This window comes from Hoeflea algicola (assembly GCF_026619415.1).
GTDB classification, from domain to species: Bacteria; Pseudomonadota; Alphaproteobacteria; order Rhizobiales; family Rhizobiaceae; genus Hoeflea; species Hoeflea algicola.
On sequence record NZ_JAOVZR010000001.1, the window covers coordinates 3607231 to 3632358 of the forward strand.

The 25128-nt window shown below is 61.3% G+C and carries 24 protein-coding genes; 15 read left to right on the top strand and 9 right to left on the bottom strand.

What is annotated here, in order from left to right:
- Window positions 1–18: 18 nt before the first annotated feature.
- The 6 genes from nusA (at window position 19) to truB (ending at window position 7010) form a co-directional block, all read left to right on the top strand.
- Complete coding sequence (nusA, locus tag OEG84_RS17580) at window positions 19–1752, top strand: transcription termination factor NusA (RefSeq protein ID WP_267654941.1); 1734 nt, start codon at window positions 19–21, stop codon at window positions 1750–1752.
- Window positions 1753–1766: 14 nt separating this feature from the next.
- Window positions 1767–2408 carry an RNA-binding protein gene (locus OEG84_RS17585; RefSeq protein ID WP_267654942.1) on the top strand — a complete coding sequence of 214 codons (642 nt, stop codon included), beginning with the start codon at window positions 1767–1769 and terminating at the stop codon, window positions 2406–2408.
- Window positions 2409–2499: 91 nt separating this feature from the next.
- The gene (gene infB / locus OEG84_RS17590) at window positions 2500–5100 is read left to right on the top strand and encodes a translation initiation factor IF-2 (RefSeq protein WP_267654943.1); all 2601 of its coding nucleotides are present in this window, start codon (window positions 2500–2502) and stop codon (window positions 5098–5100) included.
- A 90-nt stretch (window positions 5101–5190) separates the two neighbouring features.
- Complete coding sequence (rbfA, locus tag OEG84_RS17595; RefSeq protein WP_267654944.1) at window positions 5191–5610, top strand: 30S ribosome-binding factor RbfA; 420 nt, start codon at window positions 5191–5193, stop codon at window positions 5608–5610.
- Window position 5611: 1 nt separating this feature from the next.
- Window positions 5612–6073: a hypothetical protein gene (locus OEG84_RS17600; protein ID WP_267654945.1), complete on the top strand. Its 462-nt coding sequence runs from the start codon at window positions 5612–5614 to the stop codon at window positions 6071–6073.
- 1 nt (window position 6074) lies between these two features.
- Window positions 6075–7010 carry a tRNA pseudouridine(55) synthase TruB gene (gene truB, locus OEG84_RS17605; RefSeq protein WP_267654946.1) on the top strand — a complete coding sequence of 312 codons (936 nt, stop codon included), beginning with the start codon at window positions 6075–6077 and terminating at the stop codon, window positions 7008–7010.
- A 48-nt stretch (window positions 7011–7058) separates the two neighbouring features.
- Here the strand turns inward: truB and OEG84_RS17610 are convergent, their stop codons facing one another.
- The gene (locus OEG84_RS17610) at window positions 7059–7769 is read right to left on the bottom strand and encodes a gamma-glutamylcyclotransferase (protein WP_267654947.1); all 711 of its coding nucleotides are present in this window, start codon (window positions 7767–7769) and stop codon (window positions 7059–7061) included.
- Window positions 7770–7976: 207 nt separating this feature from the next.
- Here OEG84_RS17610 and OEG84_RS17615 point away from each other — a divergent pair, with 207 nt between their 5' ends.
- From OEG84_RS17615 to OEG84_RS17630, 4 genes are all read left to right on the top strand, one after another.
- The gene (locus tag OEG84_RS17615; protein ID WP_267654948.1) at window positions 7977–8321 is read left to right on the top strand and encodes a hypothetical protein; all 345 of its coding nucleotides are present in this window, start codon (window positions 7977–7979) and stop codon (window positions 8319–8321) included.
- Between the two features lie 211 nt (window positions 8322–8532).
- Window positions 8533–8802, top strand: a complete 270-nt coding sequence (gene rpsO / locus OEG84_RS17620; protein ID WP_267654949.1) for a 30S ribosomal protein S15 — start codon at window positions 8533–8535, stop codon at window positions 8800–8802.
- A 334-nt stretch (window positions 8803–9136) separates the two neighbouring features.
- Window positions 9137–11257 (top strand): polyribonucleotide nucleotidyltransferase, encoded by a 2121-nt coding sequence (gene pnp / locus OEG84_RS17625; protein WP_267654950.1) that lies wholly within the window; start codon window positions 9137–9139, stop codon window positions 11255–11257.
- Between the two features lie 281 nt (window positions 11258–11538).
- Window positions 11539–12633 (top strand): TRAP transporter substrate-binding protein, encoded by a 1095-nt coding sequence (locus OEG84_RS17630; RefSeq protein WP_267654951.1) that lies wholly within the window; start codon window positions 11539–11541, stop codon window positions 12631–12633.
- A gap of 56 nt (window positions 12634–12689) precedes the next feature.
- Here OEG84_RS17630 and OEG84_RS17635 read toward each other — a convergent pair whose 3' ends face one another.
- Window positions 12690–14042, bottom strand: coding sequence for a TRAP transporter large permease (locus tag OEG84_RS17635; protein WP_267656236.1), 1353 nt, complete (start codon window positions 14040–14042; stop codon window positions 12690–12692).
- Complete coding sequence (locus tag OEG84_RS17640; protein WP_267654952.1) at window positions 13933–14658, bottom strand: TRAP transporter small permease subunit; 726 nt, start codon at window positions 14656–14658, stop codon at window positions 13933–13935. Before OEG84_RS17640 ends, OEG84_RS17635 begins: the two co-directional genes overlap by 110 nt.
- A 137-nt stretch (window positions 14659–14795) precedes the next feature.
- Here OEG84_RS17640 and OEG84_RS17645 point away from each other — a divergent pair, with 137 nt between their 5' ends.
- Complete coding sequence (locus OEG84_RS17645; protein WP_267654953.1) at window positions 14796–15119, top strand: hypothetical protein; 324 nt, start codon at window positions 14796–14798, stop codon at window positions 15117–15119.
- Between the two features lie 10 nt (window positions 15120–15129).
- Here OEG84_RS17645 and fabI read toward each other — a convergent pair whose 3' ends face one another.
- The 3 genes from fabI to fabA form a co-directional block, all read right to left on the bottom strand.
- Window positions 15130–15939 carry an enoyl-ACP reductase FabI gene (gene fabI / locus OEG84_RS17650; protein WP_267656237.1) on the bottom strand — a complete coding sequence of 270 codons (810 nt, stop codon included), beginning with the start codon at window positions 15937–15939 and terminating at the stop codon, window positions 15130–15132.
- A 5-nt stretch (window positions 15940–15944) separates the two neighbouring features.
- A complete protein-coding gene (gene fabB, locus OEG84_RS17655) occupies window positions 15945–17165 on the bottom strand; it encodes a beta-ketoacyl-ACP synthase I (protein ID WP_267654954.1) in 1221 nt (406 codons plus the stop codon).
- Between the two features lie 72 nt (window positions 17166–17237).
- Window positions 17238–17753 (bottom strand): 3-hydroxyacyl-[acyl-carrier-protein] dehydratase FabA, encoded by a 516-nt coding sequence (gene fabA / locus OEG84_RS17660; protein WP_267654955.1) that lies wholly within the window; start codon window positions 17751–17753, stop codon window positions 17238–17240.
- 269 nt (window positions 17754–18022) lie between these two features.
- On the opposite strand from fabA, the gene irrA reads away from it, so the two are divergent.
- From irrA to OEG84_RS17675, 3 genes are all read left to right on the top strand, one after another.
- Window positions 18023–18454, top strand: a complete 432-nt coding sequence (irrA, locus tag OEG84_RS17665) for an iron response transcriptional regulator IrrA (protein ID WP_267654956.1) — start codon at window positions 18023–18025, stop codon at window positions 18452–18454.
- A gap of 186 nt (window positions 18455–18640) precedes the next feature.
- A complete protein-coding gene (gene ilvD / locus OEG84_RS17670) occupies window positions 18641–20473 on the top strand; it encodes a dihydroxy-acid dehydratase (protein WP_267654957.1) in 1833 nt (610 codons plus the stop codon).
- 182 nt (window positions 20474–20655) lie between these two features.
- On the top strand, window positions 20656–20934 hold the full coding sequence (locus tag OEG84_RS17675) for a GNAT family N-acetyltransferase (protein WP_267656238.1): 279 nt from the start codon (window positions 20656–20658) through the stop codon (window positions 20932–20934).
- 266 nt (window positions 20935–21200) lie between these two features.
- On the opposite strand, the gene OEG84_RS17680 is transcribed toward OEG84_RS17675, so the two are convergent.
- Complete coding sequence (locus OEG84_RS17680; protein ID WP_267654958.1) at window positions 21201–21758, bottom strand: SH3 domain-containing protein; 558 nt, start codon at window positions 21756–21758, stop codon at window positions 21201–21203.
- 275 nt (window positions 21759–22033) lie between these two features.
- Between OEG84_RS17680 and OEG84_RS17685 the strand changes: the two genes are divergently transcribed.
- On the top strand, window positions 22034–23038 hold the full coding sequence (locus tag OEG84_RS17685) for a 2-hydroxyacid dehydrogenase (protein ID WP_267654959.1): 1005 nt from the start codon (window positions 22034–22036) through the stop codon (window positions 23036–23038).
- 98 nt (window positions 23039–23136) lie between these two features.
- Here OEG84_RS17685 and OEG84_RS17690 read toward each other — a convergent pair whose 3' ends face one another.
- On the bottom strand, window positions 23137–23895 hold the full coding sequence (locus OEG84_RS17690; protein ID WP_267654960.1) for a molybdopterin-synthase adenylyltransferase MoeB: 759 nt from the start codon (window positions 23893–23895) through the stop codon (window positions 23137–23139).
- 40 nt (window positions 23896–23935) lie between these two features.
- A complete protein-coding gene (gene recF / locus OEG84_RS17695; protein ID WP_267654961.1) occupies window positions 23936–25075 on the bottom strand; it encodes a DNA replication/repair protein RecF in 1140 nt (379 codons plus the stop codon).
- Window positions 25076–25128 lie beyond the last annotated feature (53 nt).

Here is a 25128-nt window from a genome sequence, read left to right on the forward strand (position 1 = left end):
CGACACATGGAGATACACATGGCAGTCAGTGCAAACAGGCTTGAGCTTCTTCAGATCGCTGATGCGGTCGCGCGCGAGAAGTCCATTGACCGCGAAATCGTGATTTCCGCCATGGCGGACGCGATTCAGAAAGCTGCACGTTCGCGCTACGGATCGGAATCCAACATCCGCGCCGACATCAATGCCAAAACCGGCGAGATCCGGCTTCAGCGTCTGCTTGAAGTCGTCGAGCACGCCGAAGATTATTCGCTGCAGATCCCGCTGATGCTGGCGCGTGACCGCAATCCCGACGCCCAGCTTGGCGATTTCATCGCCGACCCGCTGCCGCCGATGGATTTTGGCCGTATCGCCGCCCAGTCTGCCAAGCAGGTGATCGTCCAGAAGGTGCGTGAAGCCGAGCGCGACCGGCAGTTCGACGAGTTCAAGGACCGTATCAGCGAAATCGTCAATGGCACAGTCAAGCGTGTCGAATACGGCAACGTCATTGTCGATCTCGGCCGTGGTGAAGGCATTATCCGCCGCGACGAGACCATTCCGCGCGAAGCCTTCCGCTATGGCGACCGCGTCCGTGCCTATGTCTACGATGTGCGCCGCGAACAACGCGGCCCGCAGATCTTCCTATCGCGCACCCATCCACAGTTCATGGTGAAGCTGTTCACCATGGAAGTGCCGGAAATCTACGATGGCATCATCGAGATCCGCTCGGTCGCGCGCGACCCCGGCAGCCGTGCCAAGATCGCCGTCATCTCCAATGATTCGTCGATCGATCCGGTCGGTGCCTGCGTTGGTATGCGCGGCAGCCGTGTGCAGGCTGTGGTTGGCGAATTGCAGGGTGAGAAGATCGACATCATTCCCTGGTCGCCATCGCCGGCCACCTTCATCGTCAACGCCCTGCAGCCTGCCGAGGTTTCCAAGGTGGTGCTGGATGAGGATGCCGAGCGCATCGAGGTCGTGGTGCCTGACGAGCAGCTGTCGCTGGCCATCGGTCGTCGCGGCCAGAACGTCCGGCTTGCCTCGCAGCTGACCGGCTGGGACATCGACATCCTCACCGAGGAAGAGGAAAGCCAGCGCCGCCAGAAGGAATTCAACGAGCGCACGGCACTGTTCATGGAGGCGCTTGATGTCGACGAGATGGTCGGCCAGGTGCTCGCCTCCGAAGGCTTTAGCCAGGTCGAGGAAGTCGCTTACGTCGAGATCGGCGAAATCACCGGCATCGAAGGCTTCGACGAGGAGACTGCCAGCGAACTGCAGACCCGTGCCCGCGAGTATCTCGACAAGATCGAGGCTGAACTTGACGCCAAGCGCACGGAACTGGGAGTTGAGGACGAATTACGCTCGGTTCCCGGCATGACCACCGCGATGATGGTTGCGCTCGGCGGCGACGGAATCAAGACCGTCGAGGATTTCGCCGGCTGTGCGGTCGACGATCTCACCGGCTGGTCCGAACGCAAGGATGGCGAGACCAAGCGCTTTGAGGGGCTGTTTTCAAATCTGGATGTGACCCGACCCGAGGCAGAATCGATGATCCTGGCGGCCCGCCTTGCGGTAGGCTGGATTACCGAGGACGAGCTGCTGGTTGAAGAGGTCGAGGAGACCGAAGCGGAAGAAGAAGGCACCACAGAAGGCGAAGTAGCCGCAGTGGCTGCGGTCGCGGTCGCTGCTGAAGACATTGCGGAAGCCGTTGAAAACGCAACTGAAACCGCTGAAGCGGATCAGCCGGAAACGACCGGGGCGGACGGCGAGGACGCCTGAGGTCTGGCGTCGCCATGGGGAAGGGTGTGAACAAGGTCAGGATCGAACCCGTGAACGACCGAATGTGCATCGTCACCCGTGAACGGGACCAGCCCGAGGGTTTGATCCGCTTCGTCGCGGGCCCTGACGGCAACATTGTTCCCGACCTGCGCCTTGTCCTTCCCGGACGCGGCTGCTGGGTGACCGCGGAACGCGAGAAGATTGACCTGGCCATCAAGCGCAAGCTGTTTGGCCGGGCCTTGAAGACCGAAGTGACCGTCGATCCCGATCTGGGCGAGATGGTCGAGCGGCTGCTCGTTGACAGTCTGCTGGGCATGATGAACATGGCGCGCAAGTCGGGTCAGTTCATCACCGGATCAGGCAAGGTCGAGGCCGCGGTGAGGTCCGGATCTGCGCTGGCCTTGATGCATGCGACTGACGCAGCCGATGATGGCGTGCGCAAGTTGCGGCAAGCCAATACGGCGCAGGCGATGGGTGAAAAGGAAGAGGAAATACCGGTGTTTCGGTTGTTTTCCGCCGACGAATTGACACGCGCCATCGGCGACGGCGCTTTTATCCATGCCGCTGCGCTTGCAGGGCAGGCCGGAGAAGGTGTAATGAAGCGCGCAAAGGCACTTGCGCGCTACAGAAACGACCCCCAGGCGGGGACGGACTGAAAACGGGCTACGGGCTTCAACGCCTGGGGGCTATCGATCAAGAAGCCATTGCGCACGGGCGCGGTAGGACTTCCGCGGAAACGGATACGGAATGAGCGACAGCAAAGACGACAAGACAATCAGTGTTACCGGCAAGAAGACCTTCTCGCTGAAGCGCCCCTCTGTGGAACAGGGAATGGTGCGTCAGGAGATGGGCCGTGGCCGTACCAAGGCGGTGGTGGTGGAGACGCGCAAGCGTCGCGTCACCCGGCCCGAGGACGAGAACACGGTACCGCCAGTAACCCTCAAGCCACGGCCTGCGCCGGTGGCTGAGAAACCTGTGGCCGCACCGCCACCACCACCGCGGCCAGCCGCACCGGTGAGAGCGCCGGCTCCGGCGCCGCGTGGCGCTGTGCTCAATCAGCTGTCATCGAGCGAGATGGAAGCCCGTCGTCGGGCCTTGCAGGACAGCCGCGTCCGCGATGTCGAAGAGCGCAAGCGCGCCGAGGCCGACGCCATTCGTCGCGCCGAGGAAGATGCCCGCCGCGCCGTCGAGGAAGCCGAGAACGCCAAGGCCCAGGCCATTGAAGACGCCCGCCTTGCCAAGGAAGCTGAACAGCAGGAGCTTGCAGCACGCGAAGCCGCCGCCAACGCGCCGGCCGATGCCACAGCCCCTGCTCCGGCCGAAGATGCCGGCCGCGGTCGCCGTCGCGAGAATGAGGCCGAAGCGCCTGCGCGTACTGGAGCCCCGGCACGTCCCGGCGCCAAGGTTACGCGTCCGGAAACGCCCAAGCCTACCCGTCCGAAGGTCGAGGAAGACCGTCGTCGCGGCAAGCTGACGCTCACGTCTGCGCTCAATGATGACGGCAATTCTCGTGGCCGCTCGCTCTCGGCGATGCGCCGCCGCCAGGAAAAAATGCGCCGCTCGATGGCGCAGGAGCCGCGTGAAAAGGTCATGCGCGAGGTGCAGTTGCCGGAAACCATCACCATTCAGGAACTTTCACAGCGGATGTCCGAACGGTCAGTCGATGTGATCAAGTACCTGATGAAGGAAGGTCAGATGATGAAGCCTGGCGACATCATCGATGCCGACCTTGCTGAAATCATTGCCGGCGAATTCGGTCATACCGTCAGGCGCGTGTCGGAATCCGATGTCGAGCTCGGTATTTTCAATGTCGAGGACGAAGGCGGCGAAATGGTTTCGCGGCCTCCGGTGGTCACCATCATGGGCCATGTCGACCACGGCAAGACCTCGCTTCTCGACGCGATCCGCGACGCCAATGTGGTTTCGGGTGAGGCCGGTGGCATTACCCAGCATATCGGCGCCTATCAGGTTGAGAAAAACGGTCAGCTGATCACCTTCATCGACACCCCGGGCCATGCGGCTTTCACCGCGATGCGTGCCCGTGGCGCCCAGGCAACCGACATCGCCATTCTGGTGGTGGCGGCTGATGACGCCGTGATGCCGCAGACAATTGAATCGATCAATCACGCCAAGGCGGCCGGAGTTCCGATCATCGTGGCGATCAACAAGATCGACAAGCCGTCCGCCGATGCCCAGAAGGTCCGTACTGATCTGCTGCAGCACGAAGTGTTTGTTGAAAGCATGGGCGGTGAGGTTCTTGATGTTGAGGTTTCGGCGACCAAGCATCTCAATCTCGACAAATTGCTCGATGCCATCCTGTTGCAGTCCGAACTGCTCGACCTAAAGGCCAATCCCGAGCGTACTGCCGAAGGCGTGGTGATCGAAGCCAAGCTTGATCGCGGTCGCGGTTCGGTTGCCACCGTTCTGGTTCAGACCGGTACGCTTCGGCCCGGTGAAATTCTCGTGGCCGGCGATCAGTGGGGCCGTGTGCGCGCCCTGGTCAATGACCGCGGCGAACAGGTCAAGGAAGCCGGACCGGCGTTCCCGGTCGAAATTCTCGGCCTTCAGGGTACACCGCAGGCCGGTGACCGCTTTGCAGTGGTCGAAAACGAAGGCCGTGCCCGCGAAATCGCTGAATACCGTCAGCGGCTCGCCCGCGACAAGGCGGCAGCCCGCCAGAGCGGTTCGCGCGGTTCGCTTGAGCAGATGATGACCCAGTTGCAGGATACCGGCAGCCAGGAATTCCCGCTGCTGGTCAAGGGCGACGTTCAGGGCTCGATCGAAGCCATTGCAGGCGCCATCGAAAAGCTCGGAACCGACGAAGTCCGCGCCCGGATCATTCATTCCGGCGCCGGGGCGATCACCGAATCCGATATCTCGCTGGCGGAAGCCTCGGGCGCCGCCATCATCGGCTTCAACGTTCGTGCCAACAAGCAGGCTCGTGACGCGGCTGAGCGTGATGGCGTCGAGATCCGCTACTACAACATCATCTACGATCTGGTGGATGACGTGAAGGCTGCGATGTCGGGCATGCTTTCGCCGGAACGGCGCGAGACCTTCCTCGGCAATGCCGAGATCCTTGAGGTGTTCAACATCACCAAGGTCGGCAAGGTTGCCGGTTGTCGGGTTACCGAAGGCAAGGTCGAGCGTGGCTCGGGCGTCCGCCTGATCCGTGACAACGTTGTCATTCACGAAGGCAAGCTCAAGACTCTCAAGCGCTTCAAGGATGAAGTTGCCGAGGTTAATGGCGGCCAGGAATGCGGCATGGCCTTCGAGAACTACGAAGACATTCGCGCAGGCGACGTCATCGAGTGCTTCCGCGTCGAGCACGTCACCCGCACACTCTGATTGGATCAATGCCCGGCGCTTCTGGCGCCGGGCTCCTGTCCGTCAACGGCGGCCCGGGCCATTCGCGCCCGCAAAATCGGTTGGAAACTTATGCCCAAGCCAAGTTCCTCGGCCCCTTCGCAGCGCATGTTGCGCGTCGGTGAGCAGGTCCGTGCGGCCATCACTCAGGTCTTGCAGCGCGGAGACGTGCGCGATCCGCTGCTTGAAAATACCGTGGTCTCGGTCTCCGAAGTGCGCATGTCGCCGGACCTGAGGATCGCCACCGCCTATGTCATGCCGCTGGGTCAGCAGGATCATGCTGCTATCATCGAGGCGCTCAACCGCCATGCGCGTTATCTGCGCGGTCGCATCACCCCGCAGATACGGCAGCTCAAGCATATGCCGGAACTGAGATTCCGCGACGACACTAGCTTTGACAATTATTCCAAGATCGACGCGCTGTTGCGCTCACCCGAGGTCGCTCGCGATCTCGACCCCGACTTTAACACTGACACTGACGGTGAAAAATAAGATGGCAACGCTCATAACTTCGGAAAAGATTGCTGCCATGTCCACCGAGGCCCGGACAACGCTCTATGCAAATTGCATGCGGGCAGCCGACAGCGAGGATGCCGTTTCCATCGTCGAGATGATCGTCGAAAGCGGATTGCCCTACGCAGGCAAGAAGGAAATCTCGCACGCCGACCCGGAAATGCGCGCCATTGAACTTATCGTCAATGCGCGGGCCAATGAGGCGGCCTTGCTCGATGCCATGGAACAGGGTGAGCCGCCGCTTGGCAGGATCGAACGGCTGATCGTCAAGAAACTGGGCGACAAGTATAGCAACGAGAATGGCGCGACCGTCGCCGCAGGTTATCTGGTTGCCAAGCGGTTCTACGCGCTCGATTGCGAGAAGGGGCCGACAAAGCCGATGCCTGAAGGCAGCGTTGCCAGGACCGCTGCGACCTACCGCAAGAAGCCGGGTTACGCCTGAGATGGGACGCCGCGGCAAGAAGAAAGGCCGGCCCGTTTCCGGCTGGTTGGTGCTGGATAAGCCGTGGGACTTTGGCTCCACCGAGGCGGTGTCGAAAATAAAATGGCTGTTCAAGGCTGACAAGGCCGGCCATGCCGGCACGCTCGATCCGCTTGCTTCGGGGATGCTGCCGATTGCACTCGGCGAGGCCACCAAGACTGTTCCCTATGTCATGGATGGCCGCAAGATCTATGAATTCACTGTCGCCTGGGGACAACAGCGCAACACCGACGATCTCGAGGGCGAGGTCACGGCTGAAAGCGATACCCGTCCCGAGCGTGCCGCCATTGAGGCGCTGCTGCCGGACTATACCGGTGTAATCGAACAGGTGCCGCCGGCTTTTTCCGCCGTCAAGATCGCCGGTGAACGCGCCTACGACATGGCCCGTGGCGGCGAAGTGGTGGAGATCCCCGCCCGCGAGGTCGAGATCCATCGCATAACCCTTCTGGGCTGCCCGGATGCCGATCACGCCGTGTTCGAGGTTGAATGTGGCAAGGGCACCTATGTGCGGGCGCTTGCGCGCGACTTCGGTCGCGACCTTGGCTGCTATGGCCATATATCGGCGCTGCGCCGCTCCATGGTGGCGCCTTTTGCCGAATCGGCCATGGTGCCGCTGTCTGAACTTGTCGCGCTCGAAGAGATCGAAGACGAGGCCGAGCGTTTGGCCCGGCTCGATGCCTTTCTGGTGCCTGCAGGTGAGGTGCTTGTCAGCCTGCCGCGCATCGATATCAGCGATGATCAGGCGCACCGGCTCAAAATGGGCAACTCGATCATCCTGCGCGGCCGCGATGCGCCGGTGGCCACCGGCGATGCCTGCGCTTTTGCGCGCGGTGCGCTGGTTGCCATTGGCGAAGTTGCCGGCGGTGAGTTTCACCCACGGCGGGTGTTCAAGAGCTGATCCTGTGCTGGCGCGCGCGGGTGCGCGGGCGCCATAAACCCATCGACATCAACGCGAGGCGCTCAGCCTTGCCTCGATCAGATCGGCCACCAGGCTTTGCAGCCGCCATAATTTGCGATCATGAATGCCCAGACTTTCGAGCATGGTGACGGTTGAAAACAGATATTCCGCCATCGAGCCACGAAAGCCGCAGGCGCTGGCGAGAACCGCGGCGACCTCGGTGTCGGGCAGGCTCGCCACATAGCGCGCGTTGTTGCGGTCCATGGCAAAGGTCAGCGCCGGAACCGGGCCTTCATCGGTACGCACCTTGATCCATCGCCACGGAAACGCCGAGGGCAACTGGCTCAGCTCTCTGCGGATCAGCCGGTGCAACTCCTGCTCGAGTCCGGCTTCGGGAAGCCGGTAGAGCATGCCCGTGCATTGGCCGCCGCGATCAAGCGCCATCATCAATCCGGGAAGCTCCGGACTGCCGCGATAGCGGTAATCGGGCCCCAGGCAAAACCGCCGGTGCCAGCCGGCGGCGGTACCCTTGCGCTTTTCCTCAAAGGCGGTTTCCGGTCGCCAGATCAGCGAGCCATAGCCAAACAGCCAGAAATCGCCCGCCGGGCGGGAGGAGAGCATGCCCGCGACCGCTTCGCTGTAGTCATCGTCAGTGGCCGAGCGGAACCCCGGCAGCAGCTTTGGCCCGGGATCGTCGATCGGCCGGTGCACGTGGTCGACATGGCGCTGGGTGAGCCGCATTCGTCTGCTTGCTGGCATGATCCGTGGGTTCCCTTTTGCTCATCGTCGTATGCCCGAAAATCGACCGGGCGCTGCCTGCCTGTCAAGCGTAGCCTGTGCAAGCCCCCGCAAATTACCCGCGCGGCACGCACGAATCCCTGCCACCTTCCGTCAGCCGGTTCGTCGCACTCGCACCTTGATTCAGCCGCCGTGCTGGGGCACGTTCCGGTGCAAAAGGGGAACGTGATGAAACACACCTGTCTGGCTGCTGCCGTGGCCCTTCTTGCGACAAGCGCAGCCATTGCGCCCGCGCGCGCCTTGCAGCCGGGCTGGGATGCCGAGAGCTGCGGCTGGTACATCATTCTCGGCTGCACCCAAAGCCGCATGTCGGCCAAGGGCCAGCTTGCCGATCTGGGCGGGCCGATGGTCGGCGGCGGCGCCGGCACGCGGGTGCTCAATACATCCGATCTCGACGGTTTCCGCGACGGGTTTTACTGCGTTGCCGATGGTCCCTATGTCTCGCAAGACGATGCCGGGTCGGTGGCCTGGATCGAGGCGGTGCCGGATGCCTACATCAAACGCGGCTGTTGAAGCCCCGCTTGTTCCGGCGTGCAATAGCCGGAGTCAGCTGCTGCCAGCGGTTTTGCTACATTTCCCTTTCATTTGGGCAGAAATTGCCCTATAGCCCAGCCGTTGCGCCCGGTTTGTCCTCACGGGCAGTTTTGGCGTGACACTTCGAGGCCCTTGCTGGACGACATCCCGGCAGCGGGCGCCATTCCCATCCAGACTGAAAGGATTTGAGATGTCGATTACTGCTGAGCGCAAGGCTGCGCTGATCGAAGAATATGCAACCAAGCCAGGCGACACCGGGTCTCCGGAAGTCCAGGTTGCCATTCTGACCGAACGGATCAACAATCTGACCGGTCACTTCAAGGAAAACAAGAAGGACAACCATTCACGCCGCGGGCTGTTGACCATGGTGTCCACACGTCGGTCCCTGCTGGATTACGTCAAGCGTAAAGACGAAGCGCGCTACACCGCGCTGATCGCCCGTCTGGGCATCCGTCGCTAACATCGCTTCTGGCGGGCGTGGCAACTGCCTCGCCCGCCATTGCAATTCCAAGGCTCCTTGCGGGGCCGCGGCGTTCAGGCGCACGCCAATCCGGCCGGATGGTCGGACTCCAAGCGCCTTAACCGTCCGTCGCACCGGCAATCCCGGTCACGGACATACGACATGGCCTGTCATGGGGCAGGATTGCAGGATGCTTTCGCCACCCTTTACCGGTGGCCACCAGTCACAAAGCCTCCCGCTGTCTTGCCCGTGATGCGCCCATAACAATCGGGACAGTGAAGCGCGCGGCCGATAAAGCGGCCGGGCCCACAAGCCCGCACACGAAGGACTACACATGTTCGATACCCACAAGGTCGAGATTGAATGGGGCGGCCGTCCGCTCACACTGGAAACCGGCAAGGTTGCCCGTCAGGCTGATGGCGCCGTCATCGCCACCTACGGCGAAACCGTGGTGCTGGCCACAGTCGTCTCGCAGAAGACCCCGACCCCGGGCCGCGATTTCTTTCCGCTGACCGTCAACTACCAGGAAAAGACCTACGCCGCCGGCAAGATCCCGGGTGGCTACTTCAAGCGTGAAGGCCGTCCGAGCGAAAACGAAACGCTGACCTCGCGCCTGATCGACCGGCCGATCCGTCCGCTGTTTCCCGACGGCTACAAGAACGACACCCAGATCATCATCACCGTGCTGCAGCACGATCTGGAAAACAACCCCGACATTCTCGCCATGGTCGCCACCTCGGCTGCGTTGACCATTTCCGGCGTGCCTTTCATGGGCCCGATTGCCGGTGCCCGCGTCGGCTACATCAACGGCCAGTACGTGCTCAACCCGCATGTCGACGAAATGCCCGAATCGGCACTCGACCTGATCGTTGCCGGCACCTCGGAAGCCGTGCTGATGGTTGAATCCGAAGCCAAGGAACTCGGCGAAGAAGTCATGCTCGGCGCTGTCATGTTCGGTCACGAAGGCTTCCAGCCGGTGATCAATGCGATCATCCAGCTCGCCGAAGCTGCCGCCAAGGAGCCGCGCGACTTCACTGCTCCCGATCATTCGGCGCTCGAAGCCGAAATGCTCGGCGTTGCCGAAGCCGGTCTGCGCGATGCCTACAAGATCATCGACAAGGCCGAACGCTACAATGCCGTTGACGCCGTCAAGGCCAAGGTCAAGGAACATTTTGCCCCCGCAGAAGGCGAGGAGCCCCGCTTCTCGTCCGATGATATCGGCACCGTGTTCAAGTCGCTGCAGGCCAAGATCGTCCGCTGGAATATTCTCGACACCAAGAGCCGCATCGATGGCCGCGATCTGTCGACCGTGCGTTCGATCGCCTCCGAAGTCGGTCTGTTGCCGCGTACCCATGGTTCGGCGCTGTTTACCCGCGGCGAGACCCAGGCCATTGTTGTTGCCACGCTCGGCACCGGCGAGGACGAGCAGTATGTCGACAGCCTGACGGGGACCTACAAGGCCACCTTCATGCTGCACTACAACTTCCCTCCCTACTCGGTTGGTGAAACCGGCCGCACAGGTTCGCCCGGCCGCCGCGAAATCGGCCATGGCAAGCTCGCATGGCGCGCCATCCACCCGATGATGCCGTCTGCCGACCAGTTCCCCTACACCCTGCGCGTGGTCTCCGAGATCACCGAATCCAACGGCTCCTCGTCGATGGCCACCGTTTGCGGCACATCGCTGGCGCTGATGGATGCCGGCGTGCCGCTGGCCAAGCCGGTTGCCGGTATCGCCATGGGCCTGATCAAGGAAGACGACCGTTACGCGGTTCTCTCCGACATCCTCGGTGATGAAGATCACCTCGGCGACATGGACTTCAAGGTCGCCGGCACCGCCGACGGCATCACCGCGCTGCAGATGGACATCAAGATCGATGGCATCACCGAAGAGATCATGAAGGTCGCTCTCGGCCAGGCCAAGGACGGCCGTCTGCATATCCTCGGTGAAATGAGCAACGCACTTACTGAAAGCCGTGGCCAGCTGGGCGAATTCGCCCCGCGCATCGAAGTCATGAACATCCCGGTCGACAAGATCCGTGACGTGATTGGCACCGGCGGCAAGATCATCCGCGAAATCGTTGAAAAGACCGGCGCCAAGATCAACATCGACGACGACGGCACCATCAAGATCGCCTCGTCCTCGGGCAAGGAAATCGAGGCCGCTAAGAAGTGGATCCACTCGATCGTTGCCGAGCCTGAAGTGGGCGTGATCTATGAAGGCACGGTCGTCAAGGTTGCCGATTTCGGCGCCTTCGTGAACTTCTTCGGTCCTAAGGACGGTCTCGTCCACATCTCGCAGCTGGCTGCCGAACGCGTCGCCAAGACCGGCGATGTGGTCAAGGAAGGCCAGAAGGTCTGGGTCAAGCTGTTGGGCTTTGACGAACGCGGCAAGGTCCGCCTGTCGATGAAGGTCGTTGACCAGGAAACCGGCAAGGAAGTCGAAGGCGGCGAATAAGCCCCGAGACTTCCAGGCTTGGGCGGATAACCGCCTAAGACTGACGAATTGAAAACGCCCCCGGATCGCGAGATTCGGGGGCGTTTTGTTTTTGGAGGATATGGTCGGTTAATGCTGCTTGGCCGCAGATGCGCATGAAATCATAGAGCTATCGTTGTGGGGTGCATTTCGTTTTCTGGCATGGACATGTCCCTTGACGGCAGAGTATGTGTCTGTTGCAAGGGGTCTGCTAGGTGGTCAGACGCACTTTTCACGAGCATTTCTATTTTGGAGGAAACACAATGGATCGCCGTTCTTTTATTCGCAATGCGGGGATTGTTGGCGCTGGCGCAGTTGCTACAGGTCTGGCAACTCCGGCAATAGCTCAGGGCAATATAACTTGGCGTATGGTTACAACCTGGCCAAAGAATTTCCCCGGGTTGGGGGTTGGCGCTCAGCGTCTGGCCGATCGCATCACCGCTGCATCGGGCGGTCGCCTTGCCATTCAGGTCTATTCCGCGGGTGAATTGGTTCCGCCGCTTCAGTCTCTGGACGCCGTGATCGATGGCACTGCGGAAATGAGCCATGGGGCAGCCTATTATTGGCAGAACAAATCGCCTGCCTTGTCGTTCTTCACCGGCGTTCCCTATGGCATGACCACGCCCGAGTTGACGGCTTGGGTCCGCTATATGGGCGGCCAGGAAATCTGGGACGAGATCTATGACCAGTTCGGTGTACAGGGCTTCCTGTCCGGCAACACCGGCACACAGACCGGTGGCTGGTTCCGCGACGAGTTGAAAAGTCTCGAAGACGTCAAGGGCATCCGATTCCGCACACCGGGCCTGGGTGGTCAGGTCTGGGAAAAGCTAGGCGCGACGGTTACCAACATGGCCGCCGGCGAGATTTTCCAGGCGTTGCAGTCCGGCACTCTCGATGCCGCAGAATTCGTCGGCCCCTACAACGACCTGGCGCTCGGCTTCTACCAGGTCGCCAAGAACTACTACATGCCGTCTTTCGTTGAATCGGGTCTGGCGACCGAACTGGTCGTCGACAAGAAGAAGTATCAGGAACTGCCGGCCGATCTTCAGGCGATCATCCGCGACATATCCCAGGCGGAATATGACCAGGTTTCGGCCGACTTCATCGCCAACGATCCGCGCGCCCTCAAGACGCTGGTCGAGGATCATGGTGTGATCGTGCGTAACTTCCCCGACGACATCATGGAAGCGGGCGCCAAGGCGTCGGTTGAAGTGGTCGAGGCATTGCGCAACAGCGATGACCCGCTGGTCAAGAAAACCACCGAAAGCTTCATCGAGGCGCTGAACCTGGTGCGGACCCGTACTGAAAAGATCGACTCGCCCTACGTTGCAGCGCGCGAAAAGTACCTCAAGTACTAAACGCCGACCCAATCAAGACGAAAGGCCCGGTGTTACCGCCGGGCCTTTTTTATGGATTACCCGGCCACCAGGCGTGGCAACCAGGTGACGATTTCGGGGAAGATGAACAGGATGGCTATCGCCACGATCTGCAACGCAACGAAGGGCAGGATGCCCTTGTAGATTGCGCTGGTTGGCAAGTTCTCTGGTGCCACCCCGCGCAGGTAGAACAGGGCAAAGCCGAACGGCGGCGTCAGGAAAGATGTTTGCAGATTCACCCCGACCAGAACGCCCAGCCAGACCGGATCAACATCCAGCGCCAGTAGCACCGGAGCGGTGATCGGGATCACGATGAAGATGATCTCGAACGTGTCCAGAATGAACCCCAGAAAGAACATGATCAGCATCACCGTGGCAACCGCAGCCATTGGTCCGCCGGGTAAATTGCTCAGGAATTCGTGGACCAGGTTGTCGCCTCCCATCATCCGGAACACCACCGAGAAAACCGATGCTCCGAGCAGGATGACGAAGACCATGCTGGTGATGGTCGCCGTGGCAATGACTGTTTCCTTTAGAATTCCAAAGGACAGACGCCAGCGGAAAGCCGCGAGAACCATTGCCCCAACAGCCCCGACAGAGGCAGCCTCGGTGGGCGTGGCAATTCCCCCAAGAATGGACCCGAGCACAGCAAGGATCAGCAGCAGCGGTGGGACCAGCGCAACGAAGACCTCTTTGAGCAGGTCACCTTTTTCTTCAGGCGGCACAGGCGTGGCCGGGCAGGAAGCAGGGTCGGTTACCGCCTTGAACAAGACCCAGAACAGATAGAGCGAAACCAGCAACAGACCGGGCAGCAAGGCCCCTGCAAACAGATCGCCGACGGAAACCGGCACCGGGGCAAAATTACCCTTGGCCATCTGCACTTGGCTGTTAATTCCCGACAGCATGTCTCCCATGAAGATCAACACAGTAGAAGGTGGAATGATCTGCCCAAGGGTGCCGCTGGCGCAGATCACGCCGGTTGCAAGCTTGGGGTTATAGCCTGCGCGCAACATTGCAGGCAGGGAAATCAACCCCATCGTGACCACCGTCGCTCCGACGACACCAGTTGAAGCGGCAAGCATCGCACCGACAAGGATGACGGAAAAGCCGAGCCCGCCGCGAAGGTTGCCGAACAGCTTTCCCATGGTCAACAACAGCTGCTCCGCGATCTGGCTTCGTTCCAGCATTACGCCCATGAAAATGAACAGCGGCACGGCCACCAGAACTTCATTTGTCATGAAGCCGATATAGCGATTGGGGAGGGATCCGAAATTGGACGGATCAAAAACACCAAGGGCCATCCCGACGCCGCCGAACAACAGCGAGACGCCGGCCAGCGTGAAGGCGACCGGAAAGCCGATCAGCAGGAAGCCGATCACGCCAAAGAACATCAGCGCGGCGAGTAATTCGCCCAAAATCACCGGATCCATCAGATTCCCCCTTGGCCAGATCAGTAAGCTTCTGGTCTGATTTGTACTGGATTGAATTTGGGACCATGTGCTCATTATCGGAAAGAACGAGGATTGACCGGATGGCCATCGCCAGGCCTTGAAGCGCAAGCAGCGCGGCAAAGGCGATGATGAAGGTCTTCAGAATGAAGAGGCCCGGCATCCCACCAACATTCGCCGAAGCTTCACGGTAACTCCAGGCGCGAACCACGAACGGCATGGAGTACTGGTAAACCACCCAGGCAAAGGGCAGGAGAAAGAGAAACACGCCGATTAGGTCCGCTACAGCCCGTTTTCTGGCGCGTGCCGGCCGATAGAAGATGTCCACCCGGACATGATCGTCGCGAAGCAGCGCAAACCCTGCCACTGCGGTAAACATCGCTCCGTTCAGCCAGACATAGAGATCCTGCATCCAAAGATAGCTTATAGAGAACAGGTAGCGCTGAACCACCACAGTGAAGCAGACGACCACGATGGCCAGGGACAGCCATGCGAACGCGCGGCCAATTATCAGGTTGATCGCGCATATCAAAGCGGCAACCCCAGCTAGAAGACGCATATTCCCCTCCGGTTTCATTGTTGTGTTTTTATCTGACCTTCAATCAAAGTGCCGTGCACAAAAGTCAAGAACTTGATCCTCCAGACAGAGACAAGCTGAGGTATGCTTTCGTAGAGGTGTGGTCAGAGGGATGAGAGGTGTACACAGTCAAATTCACCGGCGATTTCAAACGGGTAGGGCCGGTTCCCGCTCTTTTCACCGACATTGGCCAGGAGATTAGCTTCCGGAGCTTCAAAGGCTTTGCCTGCGGTGCTATCGCGGGATTGGTTTGCTTCTGGGAAAGGAAAATCCTGGACCAAGTGGCCGACTTGGCGGCGCAAAGCGGTCGACCATTGACGAGCAGATCGAACGGCAGCATAGCGTCGAAAAAGCCATTTGAGCAGTTGTCCTCACAGTCCACGCCCCACACAAAAAAAGCCCCGAACCTTCCGGCTCAGGGCTTCTCGGTTATCGTCAAATAGCGTATCCGCGCTAGCCTTCGTCGGCCTTCGTCAGTTCCTCGGTGGTTGGCATCGAGGTGATGTTGAAGCCTGAATCGACATAGTGGATTTCGCCGGTCACGCCCGAGGAAAGATCCGAGAGCAGGTAGAGCGCCGATTTGCCGACATCGTCGATATCGACAGTGCGCCTGAGCGGCGCGTTCTTGCGCTGGTAGGAAAACATTGCCCGCGCGTCGCCGATGCCGGCACCCGCAAGCGTGCGCACCGGGCCCGCCGAAATCGCGTTGACGCGGATCTTGTCGCGGCCGTAATCGGCCGCCAGATAGCGCACGCTGGCTTCAAGCGCCGCCTTGGCGATGCCCATCACATTGTAGTTCGGCATCACCCGCATCGAGCCGCCATAGGTCAGCGTCAACAGCGCCCCGCCGTCGCTCATCAGCGGTGCCGCGCGCTGCGCCACTTCCGTGAACGAATAGGCAGAGATCACCATGGTGCGGGAGAAATTGGCCCGCGTGGTGACATCGGCGTAGCGGCCCTTGAGTTCGTTGCGGTCGGAAAAGCCAATCGCGTGGACAACGAAATCGATCGTCCCCCATTCGGCTTTCAGCGTTTCAAACACCGCGTCCACCGTGGCAATGTCCTCGACATCGCACGGCAGCACCAGTTTCGAGCCGACGCTTTCGGCCAGCGGCTTGACCCGGCGGCCAAAGCCTTCGCCCTGGTAGGTGAATGCCAGCTCCGCGCCGGCCTCGGCCAGGTGCTTGGCAATGCCCCAGGCGATCGAGTGGTCGTTAGCGACCCCCATGATCAGCCCGCGCTTGCCCTTCATGATGCCTTCCATGCCGCTCACCGGTCGTGGCGCTGGAAGACCAGCGTCGCGTTGGTGCCGCCAAAGCCGAACGAATTCGACAGCGCCGTATCGATCGTGGCGTTGTCGATGCGCTTGCGGACAATCGGCACGCCTTCGAATTCCGGGTCGAGTTCGGTGATATGGGCGCTTTCGCCGATGAATTTTTCCTTCATCATCAACAGCGAATAGATCGCTTCCTGCACCCCGGTGGCACCGAGCGAGTGCCCGGTCAACGATTTGGTCGACTGTACATGCGGCATGTCGTCGCCGAACACCTCGCGGATGGCACCGATTTCCTTGCTGTCGCCCACCGGCGTCGAGGTGCCGTGGGTGTTGATGTAGTCGACCCGGCCTTCCACATTGGCCAGCGCCTGGCGCATGCAGCGCACAGCGCCTTCGCCCGAGGGGGCGACCATGTCGTAGCCATCGGAGGTGGCGCCGTAGCCCGTCAGTTCGCCATAGATCTTGGCGCCGCGCGCCTTGGCGTGCTCGAGCTCTTCCATCACCAGAACTCCGGCGCCGCCGGCAATCACGAAGCCGTCGCGGGAGATGTCGTAGGCGCGCGAGGCGGTGGCCGCCTGGTCGTTGTATTTGGATGACATCGCACCCATTGCGTCAAACAGGTTCGACATGGTCCAGTCGAGGTCCTCGTGGCCGCCGGCAAATACCATATCCTGCTTGCCCCACTGGATCAGTTCAGCGGCGTTGCCGATGCAATGCGCCGAGGTCGAGCAGGCCGACGAGATCGAGTAGTTGACGCCGTGGATCTTGAACCAGGTGGCAAGCGTTGCAGACGCCGTCGACGACATCGCCTTGGGCACGGCAAACGGGCCGATCCGCTTCGGGCTGCCGTTCTTCAGCGTGGTTTCGGCAGCATCGATCAGGGTGCGGGTCGAAGGCCCGCCCGAGCCCATGATGATGCCGGTGCGCTCATGGCTGATCTCGGACTCTTCAAGTCCGGCATCGGCAATCGCCTGTTTCATCGCCACGTGGTTCCAGGCGCCACCGCGCGACAGGAAGCGCATGGCGCGGCGGTCGACCATGTCGGTCGGGTCCAGCGTCGGGGAGCCCCAGACCTGGCTGCGGAAGCCGTGGTCGGCAAAATCCTGGCTGAAGCTGATGCCGGATCTGGCGTTGCGCAGTGATTCGGTCACCTCATCCGCATTGTTGCCGATCGAGGATACGATCCCCATGCCCGTTACGACGACTCGTCTCATGATCTTGCCCTTTCCAGTGCAGGGTCCCAAGGCTGGCCGGCTTTCACCAGCCGACGCCCGTGGCGGGATGTGTCAGGCGGATTTGTCTTTTGCAAGGCCGACCTTCAAATCGGAGGCTGTGTAGATGGTTTCGCCGTCAGCCTTGAGCCAGCCATCGGCAATGCCCAGCACCAGTCGGCCGCGCATCACCCGTTTGAAATCGATCCCGTATTCAACCAGCTTGACGTCGGGCGTCACCATGCCCTTGAACTTCACTTCGCCGGTCGACAGCGCCATGCCGCGGCCTGGCTCGCCGAGCCAGCCAAGATAAAAGCCGGTCAATTGCCACATGCCGTCGAGCCCGAGACAGCCCGGCATCACAGGGTTTCCCTTGAAATGGCAGGGGAAGAACCATTGATCCGGGGTAATGTCGAACTCGGCGCGCAGATATCCCTTGCCGAATTCGCCGCCGGTTTCGGAAATATCGGTGATCCGGTGCACCATCAGCATCGGCGGCAGCGGCAGCTGCGCGTTGCCGGGTCCGAACAACTCGCCCTCGCCGCAGCGCAGGATTTCCTCGTAGGTGTAGCTTGATTGCCTGTCGACCATGAAAAATGCGTCTCCCAGTTCGCCGTCTTTCCGCGCGGCTTCCGTCGTTGTTATGCACGTAAGCCCGGTATGATGTGCACGCTAGCACACCGTCACGCACTGGTGAAACCGGCCCCGCGAAGCACCCTCGAATAGCGGATGAGGCTCGCAAACGAAAGAGGCGAGAGTGCGGAAAGTGGGGGCAAGCGCTTCGCAGGCACTCTATTGAAAGCATTGACAACAAAAGTTATATGGTGGGGACGAGTTTCAAGGTCCGGACACGCTTGCCCATGCCAATTGTGCAATTATCACCATCAGCCGATCGCGAAGCGACATTGCGCCTGCGCAAGGCCGGCCTGCGTCCTACGCGGCAGCGGGTGGCACTGGCCGATTTGTTGTTTGCGCAGGGCCACCGTCATCTGACGGCAGAGGAGTTGCACGAGGAAGCCTCAGGCATCGGCTGCTCCTGCTCGCTTGCCACCGTCTACAACACGCTGCACCAATTCACCGAAGCCGGCCTGCTGCGGGTGTTGTCGCTGGAAACTGCAAAAACCTATTTCGACACCAATGTTTCCGACCACCACCATTTCGTGGTCGAGGGCTCCAACGATGTGCTCGATATCCCGGTTGGCAATATTTCGGTCACCGATCTGCCGATGGCGCCCGAAGGCATGGAAATCACCCATGTCGACGTGGTTATCCGCGTCCGCCCCAAGGCCTGATTTTTCTTAAGTCAGTAACGGCGCCCGCGCCTTATTTGCACGCAGGCAGATCAGGCTCTGCCGCTCCGGGGCTGTTCGCTCTGGAAATGACGCCGATTTCCCACTACTAGAATCAGCACATTGTTTTGCCACCCCGGCAGGCGCGCGTAATCGCCCCCGGTTGCCGGGTCGAAAGAGGAAAGCCTTATGCCGCATTATCGTTCGAGAACATCCACCCATGGCCGCAACATGGCAGGGGCTCGCGGCCTCTGGCGCGCCACAGGGGTGAAAGACGGCGATTTCGGCAAGCCGATCATTGCAGTGGTCAATTCCTTCACCCAGTTCGTGCCCGGCCATGTCCACCTCAAGGATCTGGGCCAGCTGGTTGCCGGCGAAATCGACAAGGCCGGCGGTATCGCCAAGGAATTCAACACGATCGCCGTCGATGACGGCATCGCCATGGGCCATGACGGCATGCTCTATTCGCTGCCCTCGCGCGAGCTGATCGCGGATTCGGTCGAATACATGGTCAATGCGCATTGCGCCGATGCGATGGTGTGCATCTCCAATTGCGATAAGATCACGCCTGGAATGCTGATGGCGGCGATGCGGCTCAACATTCCGGTGATCTTCGTCTCCGGCGGTCCGATGGAAGCCGGCAAGGTGATCCTCGAAGACGGCACCGAGAAGGCACTCGACCTGGTCGATGCCATGGTCGCCGCCGCCGATGACAACATCAGCGATGCCGACGTCACCGCTATCGAGCGCTCTGCCTGCCCGACCTGCGGCTCCTGTTCGGGCATGTTTACTGCCAACTCGATGAACTGCCTGGCCGAGGCCATGGGCCTGGCGCTGCCGGGCAACGGTTCGACACTCGCCACCCATTCCGACCGTGAAGGTCTTTTCCGCGAAGCCGGGCGCCGGATCGTCGGTCTGGCCAGACAATATTATGATGGCGACGACGCCAGTGTGCTGCCGCGCTCGATCGCGGCGTTCCCGGCGTTTGAAAATGCCATGACACTGGACATCGCCATGGGCGGATCGACCAACACGGTGCTGCATTTGCTGGCCATCGCCCATGAGGGCGAGGTTGATTTTACCATGAGCGACATCGACCGGCTGTCGCGCAAGGTTCCGGTCCTGTGCAAGGTGGCGCCTGCCAAGAGTGATGTTCACATGGAAGACGTCCATCGTGCCGGCGGCATCATGGCGATCCTGGGCGAACTCGACCGCGCGGGTCTGCTCGACACATCCATGGGCACAATCCACGAGAAAACACTCAAGGATGCGCTCAAGAAATGGGATGTGGCGCAGTCGTCCGATGAAGCGGTGCATGCGCTTTACCGTGCTGCGCCCGGTGGCGTGCCCACCCAGACCGCGTTTTCGCAATCGCGCCGCTACGCAAATGTTGATCTCGACCGCGCTGAAGGCGTGATTCGCGACGCCGAGCATGCCTTCTCCCAGGATGGTGGTTTGGCGGTTCTGTTCGGCAATCTGGCCGAGGATGGCTGCATCGTCAAAACCGCCGGCGTGGATGAATCTATCCTGAAATTCTCCGGCCCGGCCAAGATCTTTGAAAGCCAGGATGACGCCGTGTCCGACATCCTGACCGGCAAGGTAAAGCCGGGCGAGGTTGTGCTGATCCGCTATGAAGGTCCGCGCGGCGGCCCCGGAATGCAGGAAATGCTCTATCCGACCAGCTATCTGAAATCCAAGGGCCTGGGCAAAGCCTGTGCGCTGGTCACCGATGGTCGGTTCTCGGGCGGATCTTCGGGCCTGTCGATCGGCCATGTCTCGCCCGAAGCGGCAGAGGGCGGCACCATCGGGCTGGTTGAAAATGGCGACCTCATCGAAATCGACATCCCGGGCCGCAGCATTCATCTTGCCGTTGACGAGGCGACACTGGCGGAGCGCCGCGTCAAGCGCGAAGCTGAAGGTTGGAAACCCGAAAAGCCGCGCAAGCGCAAGGTTTCGACCGCACTGAAGGCCTACGCCTCGATGACGAGCAGTGCCTCAAAGGGCGCAGTGCGCATTCTTTGAGGCGGGAGATCGGTGAGCCGTGAAAGAGTGACGAGGTGACGCCGGCTTCGAACCTGATTGGGCAACTCGAATTCCGGACCCGGCGGCTGGTGGTTGACCGTTTGGCGCCAGAGTCGGAGAATCGGGTTGGGCACAAGGCCGGCTTGATCGAGGTTGCGAGGATATTGACGCCCGCAGTCCTCATGCATCTACCGGAACCCTTGCGAATGCCCGATGGTGCAAACCAGGCTGAAAGCTGGGTGGCCGCGCGACAGGCTGAAAGCTTCCTCTACGCGGTGCGCGAGGCAAACACGGCGGCGATCGTGGGGTTGATGATCCTGGCCGACACTTCGGAGTTTGACGCCACGGTGACGCTGCGGCTGGGCTATCTGTTTGGCCAATTTGCCTGGGGGCACGGGTATGCGACGGAACTGGTGAAAGGCCTGGTTCAGGAACTCGATCAATTCGGTTGGAGCGGATAAATTCTGGCTGGCGTTACCCGCGACAATCCCGGATCGTCGCGGGTCTTGCTCAAATCCGGCTTTGCCGAGTTGCCTGATCCGCTGGATCTGGAGTCCCGGAAATACCGGACCACCGTTGGATAATTTTGCAGCCTGGCTTGCGGATATTGGTCGCGATCATGCTCGTCGGTTTTGCGAAACGTCCGATACTCGATAGCGCGAAGGTGTCCCTCGAAGCATTCAGGGTGAGTTAGCCCGTCCAATCCGGCTTCAAATTGCGCGCCGCTCTACTTGAATGCCTCGCCGGGGTAGGCACCCCAGATTTCGTTCTGCGCGATGTAGCCGTCGACACCGTCAGCGCTGGCTTCGCACCAACTGCCGTCACAGGCGTTGACCTCGAGCACGACGCCGGGCTCAAGCCGGGCCACGATATTGGCGTTGGGGCGGGCTTCGCGGTGCATGTTGATGAAGTTTTCCTGGCCGTCCTCGGCCTTCCACGGCGCGGCAATGCCGGTACGGCGTCCCGAAAGCAGTGACTGGTAAACCCAGCCCTCTGTGCCTTCGGCGTCGCGCACCCGCCGCCAGTTGTCGTATTCCTGAATCACTTCCATCGGCACGCCGGGCTTGGTGTAGAGCCAGGCCACCGCATAGGCCCGGCCCGGCCCGATCCGCAAGTTCACCCGCGAGGCCTTGAGGCTGACAAACCGGGGCAATGGCAACCCGGTGCCGCTCTTGGCGCTGGCGGCGCCTTGCGCCAGGGCAGTCGATCCGCCGTCGACCATCGGACTCGCTGCCAGCGCGGCGATGGCGAGGCAACTTGCGGAAATCAGGGAAAGGCGACGCATGACTCACACCTTTTTCGTTGGGGCGCCATATTGGTGACGCCGCGAAACTTCTGGTGCCCGGGCCCGGATTACGCCCCTCAAACGGGCGTTCGTACGGTCGGGCGCGTCAATTGCAAGCCGCGGCCTTGGTGGCGCGCGGTTTGCCTTTGCATTTTAAACAGCAATCCCGGGGCGTTCGGATTGTCATCGCCGGAGGGTCTGTTAGAAAAAGCATAACGCAAATCCCACTGTCGCCGAGTTTGGTTAAAGAGCTCTCAACGTCGGGCCTGAACAAGATGCAAAACCGAAAAAAACCGAAGGTCTATATCACTCGTCGCTTGCCCGACCAGGTAGAGACCCGTATGCGCGAGCTGTTCGACGCCGAGCTCAACATCACCGACGAGCGGCGCACCCAGCCCGAACTGGTCGCAGCCATCCGCTCAGCCGATGTTCTGGTCCCCACCGTCACCGACAAGATCAATGCGGCGCTGATCGAACAGGCCGGCCCGCAGTTGAAGCTGATCGCCAATTTCGGCAATGGCGTCGACAACATCGATGTCGAGGCGGCGCAGAAGCGCGGCATTACCGTCACCAACACCCCCAATGTGCTGTCTGAAGACACCGCCGACATGACCATGGCGCTGATGCTGGCGGTGCCGCGGCGGCTGATCGAAGGCGCGTCGTTGCTGGTCGGCAATGGCGGCAGCTGGCAGGGCTGGTCACCGACCTGGATGCTCGGCAACCGCATCGGCGGCAAGCGGCTCGGCATCATCGGCATGGGCCGCATTGGCACCGCCGTCGCCCGCCGCGCCAAGGCTTTCGGCCTGTCGATCCATTATCACAACCGCCGTCATGTCGATCCCGCCACCGAAGAGCAGCTCGAGGCCACCTATTGGGACAGCCTCGACCAGATGCTGGCGCGGGTCGATATCGTCTCGGTCCATTGCCCGTCGACGCCGGCCACCTTCCATCTGCTGTCGGCGCGCCGGCTCAACCTGATGAAGCCGGGGGCCTATATCGTCAACACTGCCCGCGGCGGTATTATCGACGAAGATGCCCTGATCAAGGCGTTGCGCGAAGGCCGGCTGTCGGGCGCCGGCCTTGATGTGTTCGAGCACGAGCCGGCGGTCGACAAGAAACTGGTGAAACTGGCTGCCGAAGGCAAGGTGCTGCTGCTACCACATATGGGATCGGCCACCATTGAGGGCCGCATCGACATGGGCGACAAGGTGATCATCAATATTCGCACCTTCTTCGATGGCCACCGTCCACCTGACCGGGTACTGCCGTTCAGGGGGTGAATAGTCGAGAAGTCGGCGACAGTTTACTTTGCATCCGCGAACTTGAGCCGACCGGTAAAATTAGGCGATCTGCGAACTCCACACGCGCGGCGTAGCGCTCATTCTTTGCGGCTGTAGCGGATGGTCTGAAAGCTCGCGGCCAGCCCGTCGTAAAGCAGCAGACGGCCGATCAGCGGTTCACCGGCGCCGGTAATCAGCTTGATCACTTCCATTGCCTGCAAGGTGCCGATCACCCCGGTCAGTGCCCCCACAACACCGGCTTCGGAGCAACTGGGCACCAGTCCCGGCGGCGGTGCCTCGGGAAATAGATCCCGGAAGCGCGGGCAGGGCCGCCCCTTGGCGTCCTGCTGATAGGGCGCGACCACCGTGACCGAGCCGTCGAACCGCCCCACCGCCGCCGTCACGAGAGGAATGTTCAATGCTTCGCAAGTGTCGGCCAGCAGATAACGCACCTCGAAATTGTCCGACCCGTCGACCACCATGTCATAGGCGGTGAGGATATCGACGGCGTTGTCGACGGTGAGCCTGAGTGTGTGGGGGATTACCCTGGTATGCGGGTTGAGCCGGGCAATTGCCTGCGCCGCACTCTCGGTCTTGGCCATGCCGATATTGGCACTGTCATGCAGGATCTGTCGTTGCAGGTTGGACAGCGACACTTTGTCGTCATCGACTACACCCAAAAGCCCGACACCGGCGGCGGCCAGGTAGCTCAGCACCGGCGACCCCAGCCCGCCGGCGCCCAGCACCAGCACCCGTGCCGCTTTCAGCTGTTGCTGCCCACTGCCGCTAATCTCCTTGAGCACGATGTGGCGGGCGTAGCGCGCAACTTCTTCGGGGCTCAGATGGGGTTCGTCCATGTCATTCTCCAAACCTGCGGGGCGGCAACCGCCCAGGCGCTCAGCTCTCGTGCGGCGTCACCTGGTTGCCGGCCACCGAAAACACCTGACCGCGCCCGCCCAGCGCTGCAAACATCGCCGCATCAGTCCCGGTCATGAAGGCCTGGCAATCGAGCGCCTCGACCAGATCAAACAACGCCGCCCGGCGGCCTTCGTCAAGATGGGCGGCGATCTCGTCGAGCAGCAGCACCGGCGCGTGCCCGGTCATGCTGGCCACCAGTTGGGCGTGACCGAGGATGATGCCGATCAGCAGCGCCTTCTGCTCACCCGTCGACGAGAGCGCTGCCGGCATCGCCTTGGCCCGGTGTTCGACCACCAGGTCCATCCGGTGCGGGCCTGACAAGGTTCGTCCGGCGGCCGCGTCACGGTTGCGCCCGGTTTTTAGCTGTTCAAGGAACATTGCTTCCATGTCGCTGGCCGATTGCAGCGCCCTGTCCTCCAGAAACCCTTCCAGCCGGACTGCGGCGGCGGGAAACGCGCTGTGCGCGGCGTTGCTTTCGATCAGGTTCGACAACAGGCTCACCACCTCGCGCCGTGCCATCGCCATCGCCACACCGAGCTCGGCCATCTGCGTCTCCACCCCGTCAAGCCAGGTCGGATCGCTCCGGCCCTCCGACAACAGCCGGTTGCGGCCGCGCATGGCGCGTTCGTAATTGAGCGCCCGGCTGCCATGGGTCGGGTCCACCGACAGCACCAGCCGGTCCAGGAACCGTCGCCGGTCGCCCGCAGCCCCGGTGAATAGGCCGTCCATCGCCGGTGTCAGCCACAACAGCCGCAAATGTTCGAGCAATTCGTCGGTCGCACGCGCCGGCGCACCGTTGAGCCGCACCTTGCGGGAGCTGGAATCCTCGCCGCCCTCCACCCCGGTACCGATGTCGACCGGCCCGGCCATGCCCTCGAGGCCCGCAAAAACACTGAACCCGGCGCCAGGCGCCGACCCGGCCATGATCATGTCGCCATAGGCGGCGCGGCGCAGGCCCCGGCCTGGGGTCAGCAGCGACACGGCTTCCATCAGGTTGGTCTTGCCCGCACCATTATCGCCCACGAGCACCACATGGCGGGCGTCAAGCGTCAGCGACAGGCTCGAATAATTGCGAAAGCCGCTGAGCTTCAGTCGCTCGATGTGCACTTTCGGGGCCATGCCTGTCTCCGCTCAGCCGCGCCGCGGCAGCCGGCCGGTTCCCGAATTGGAGG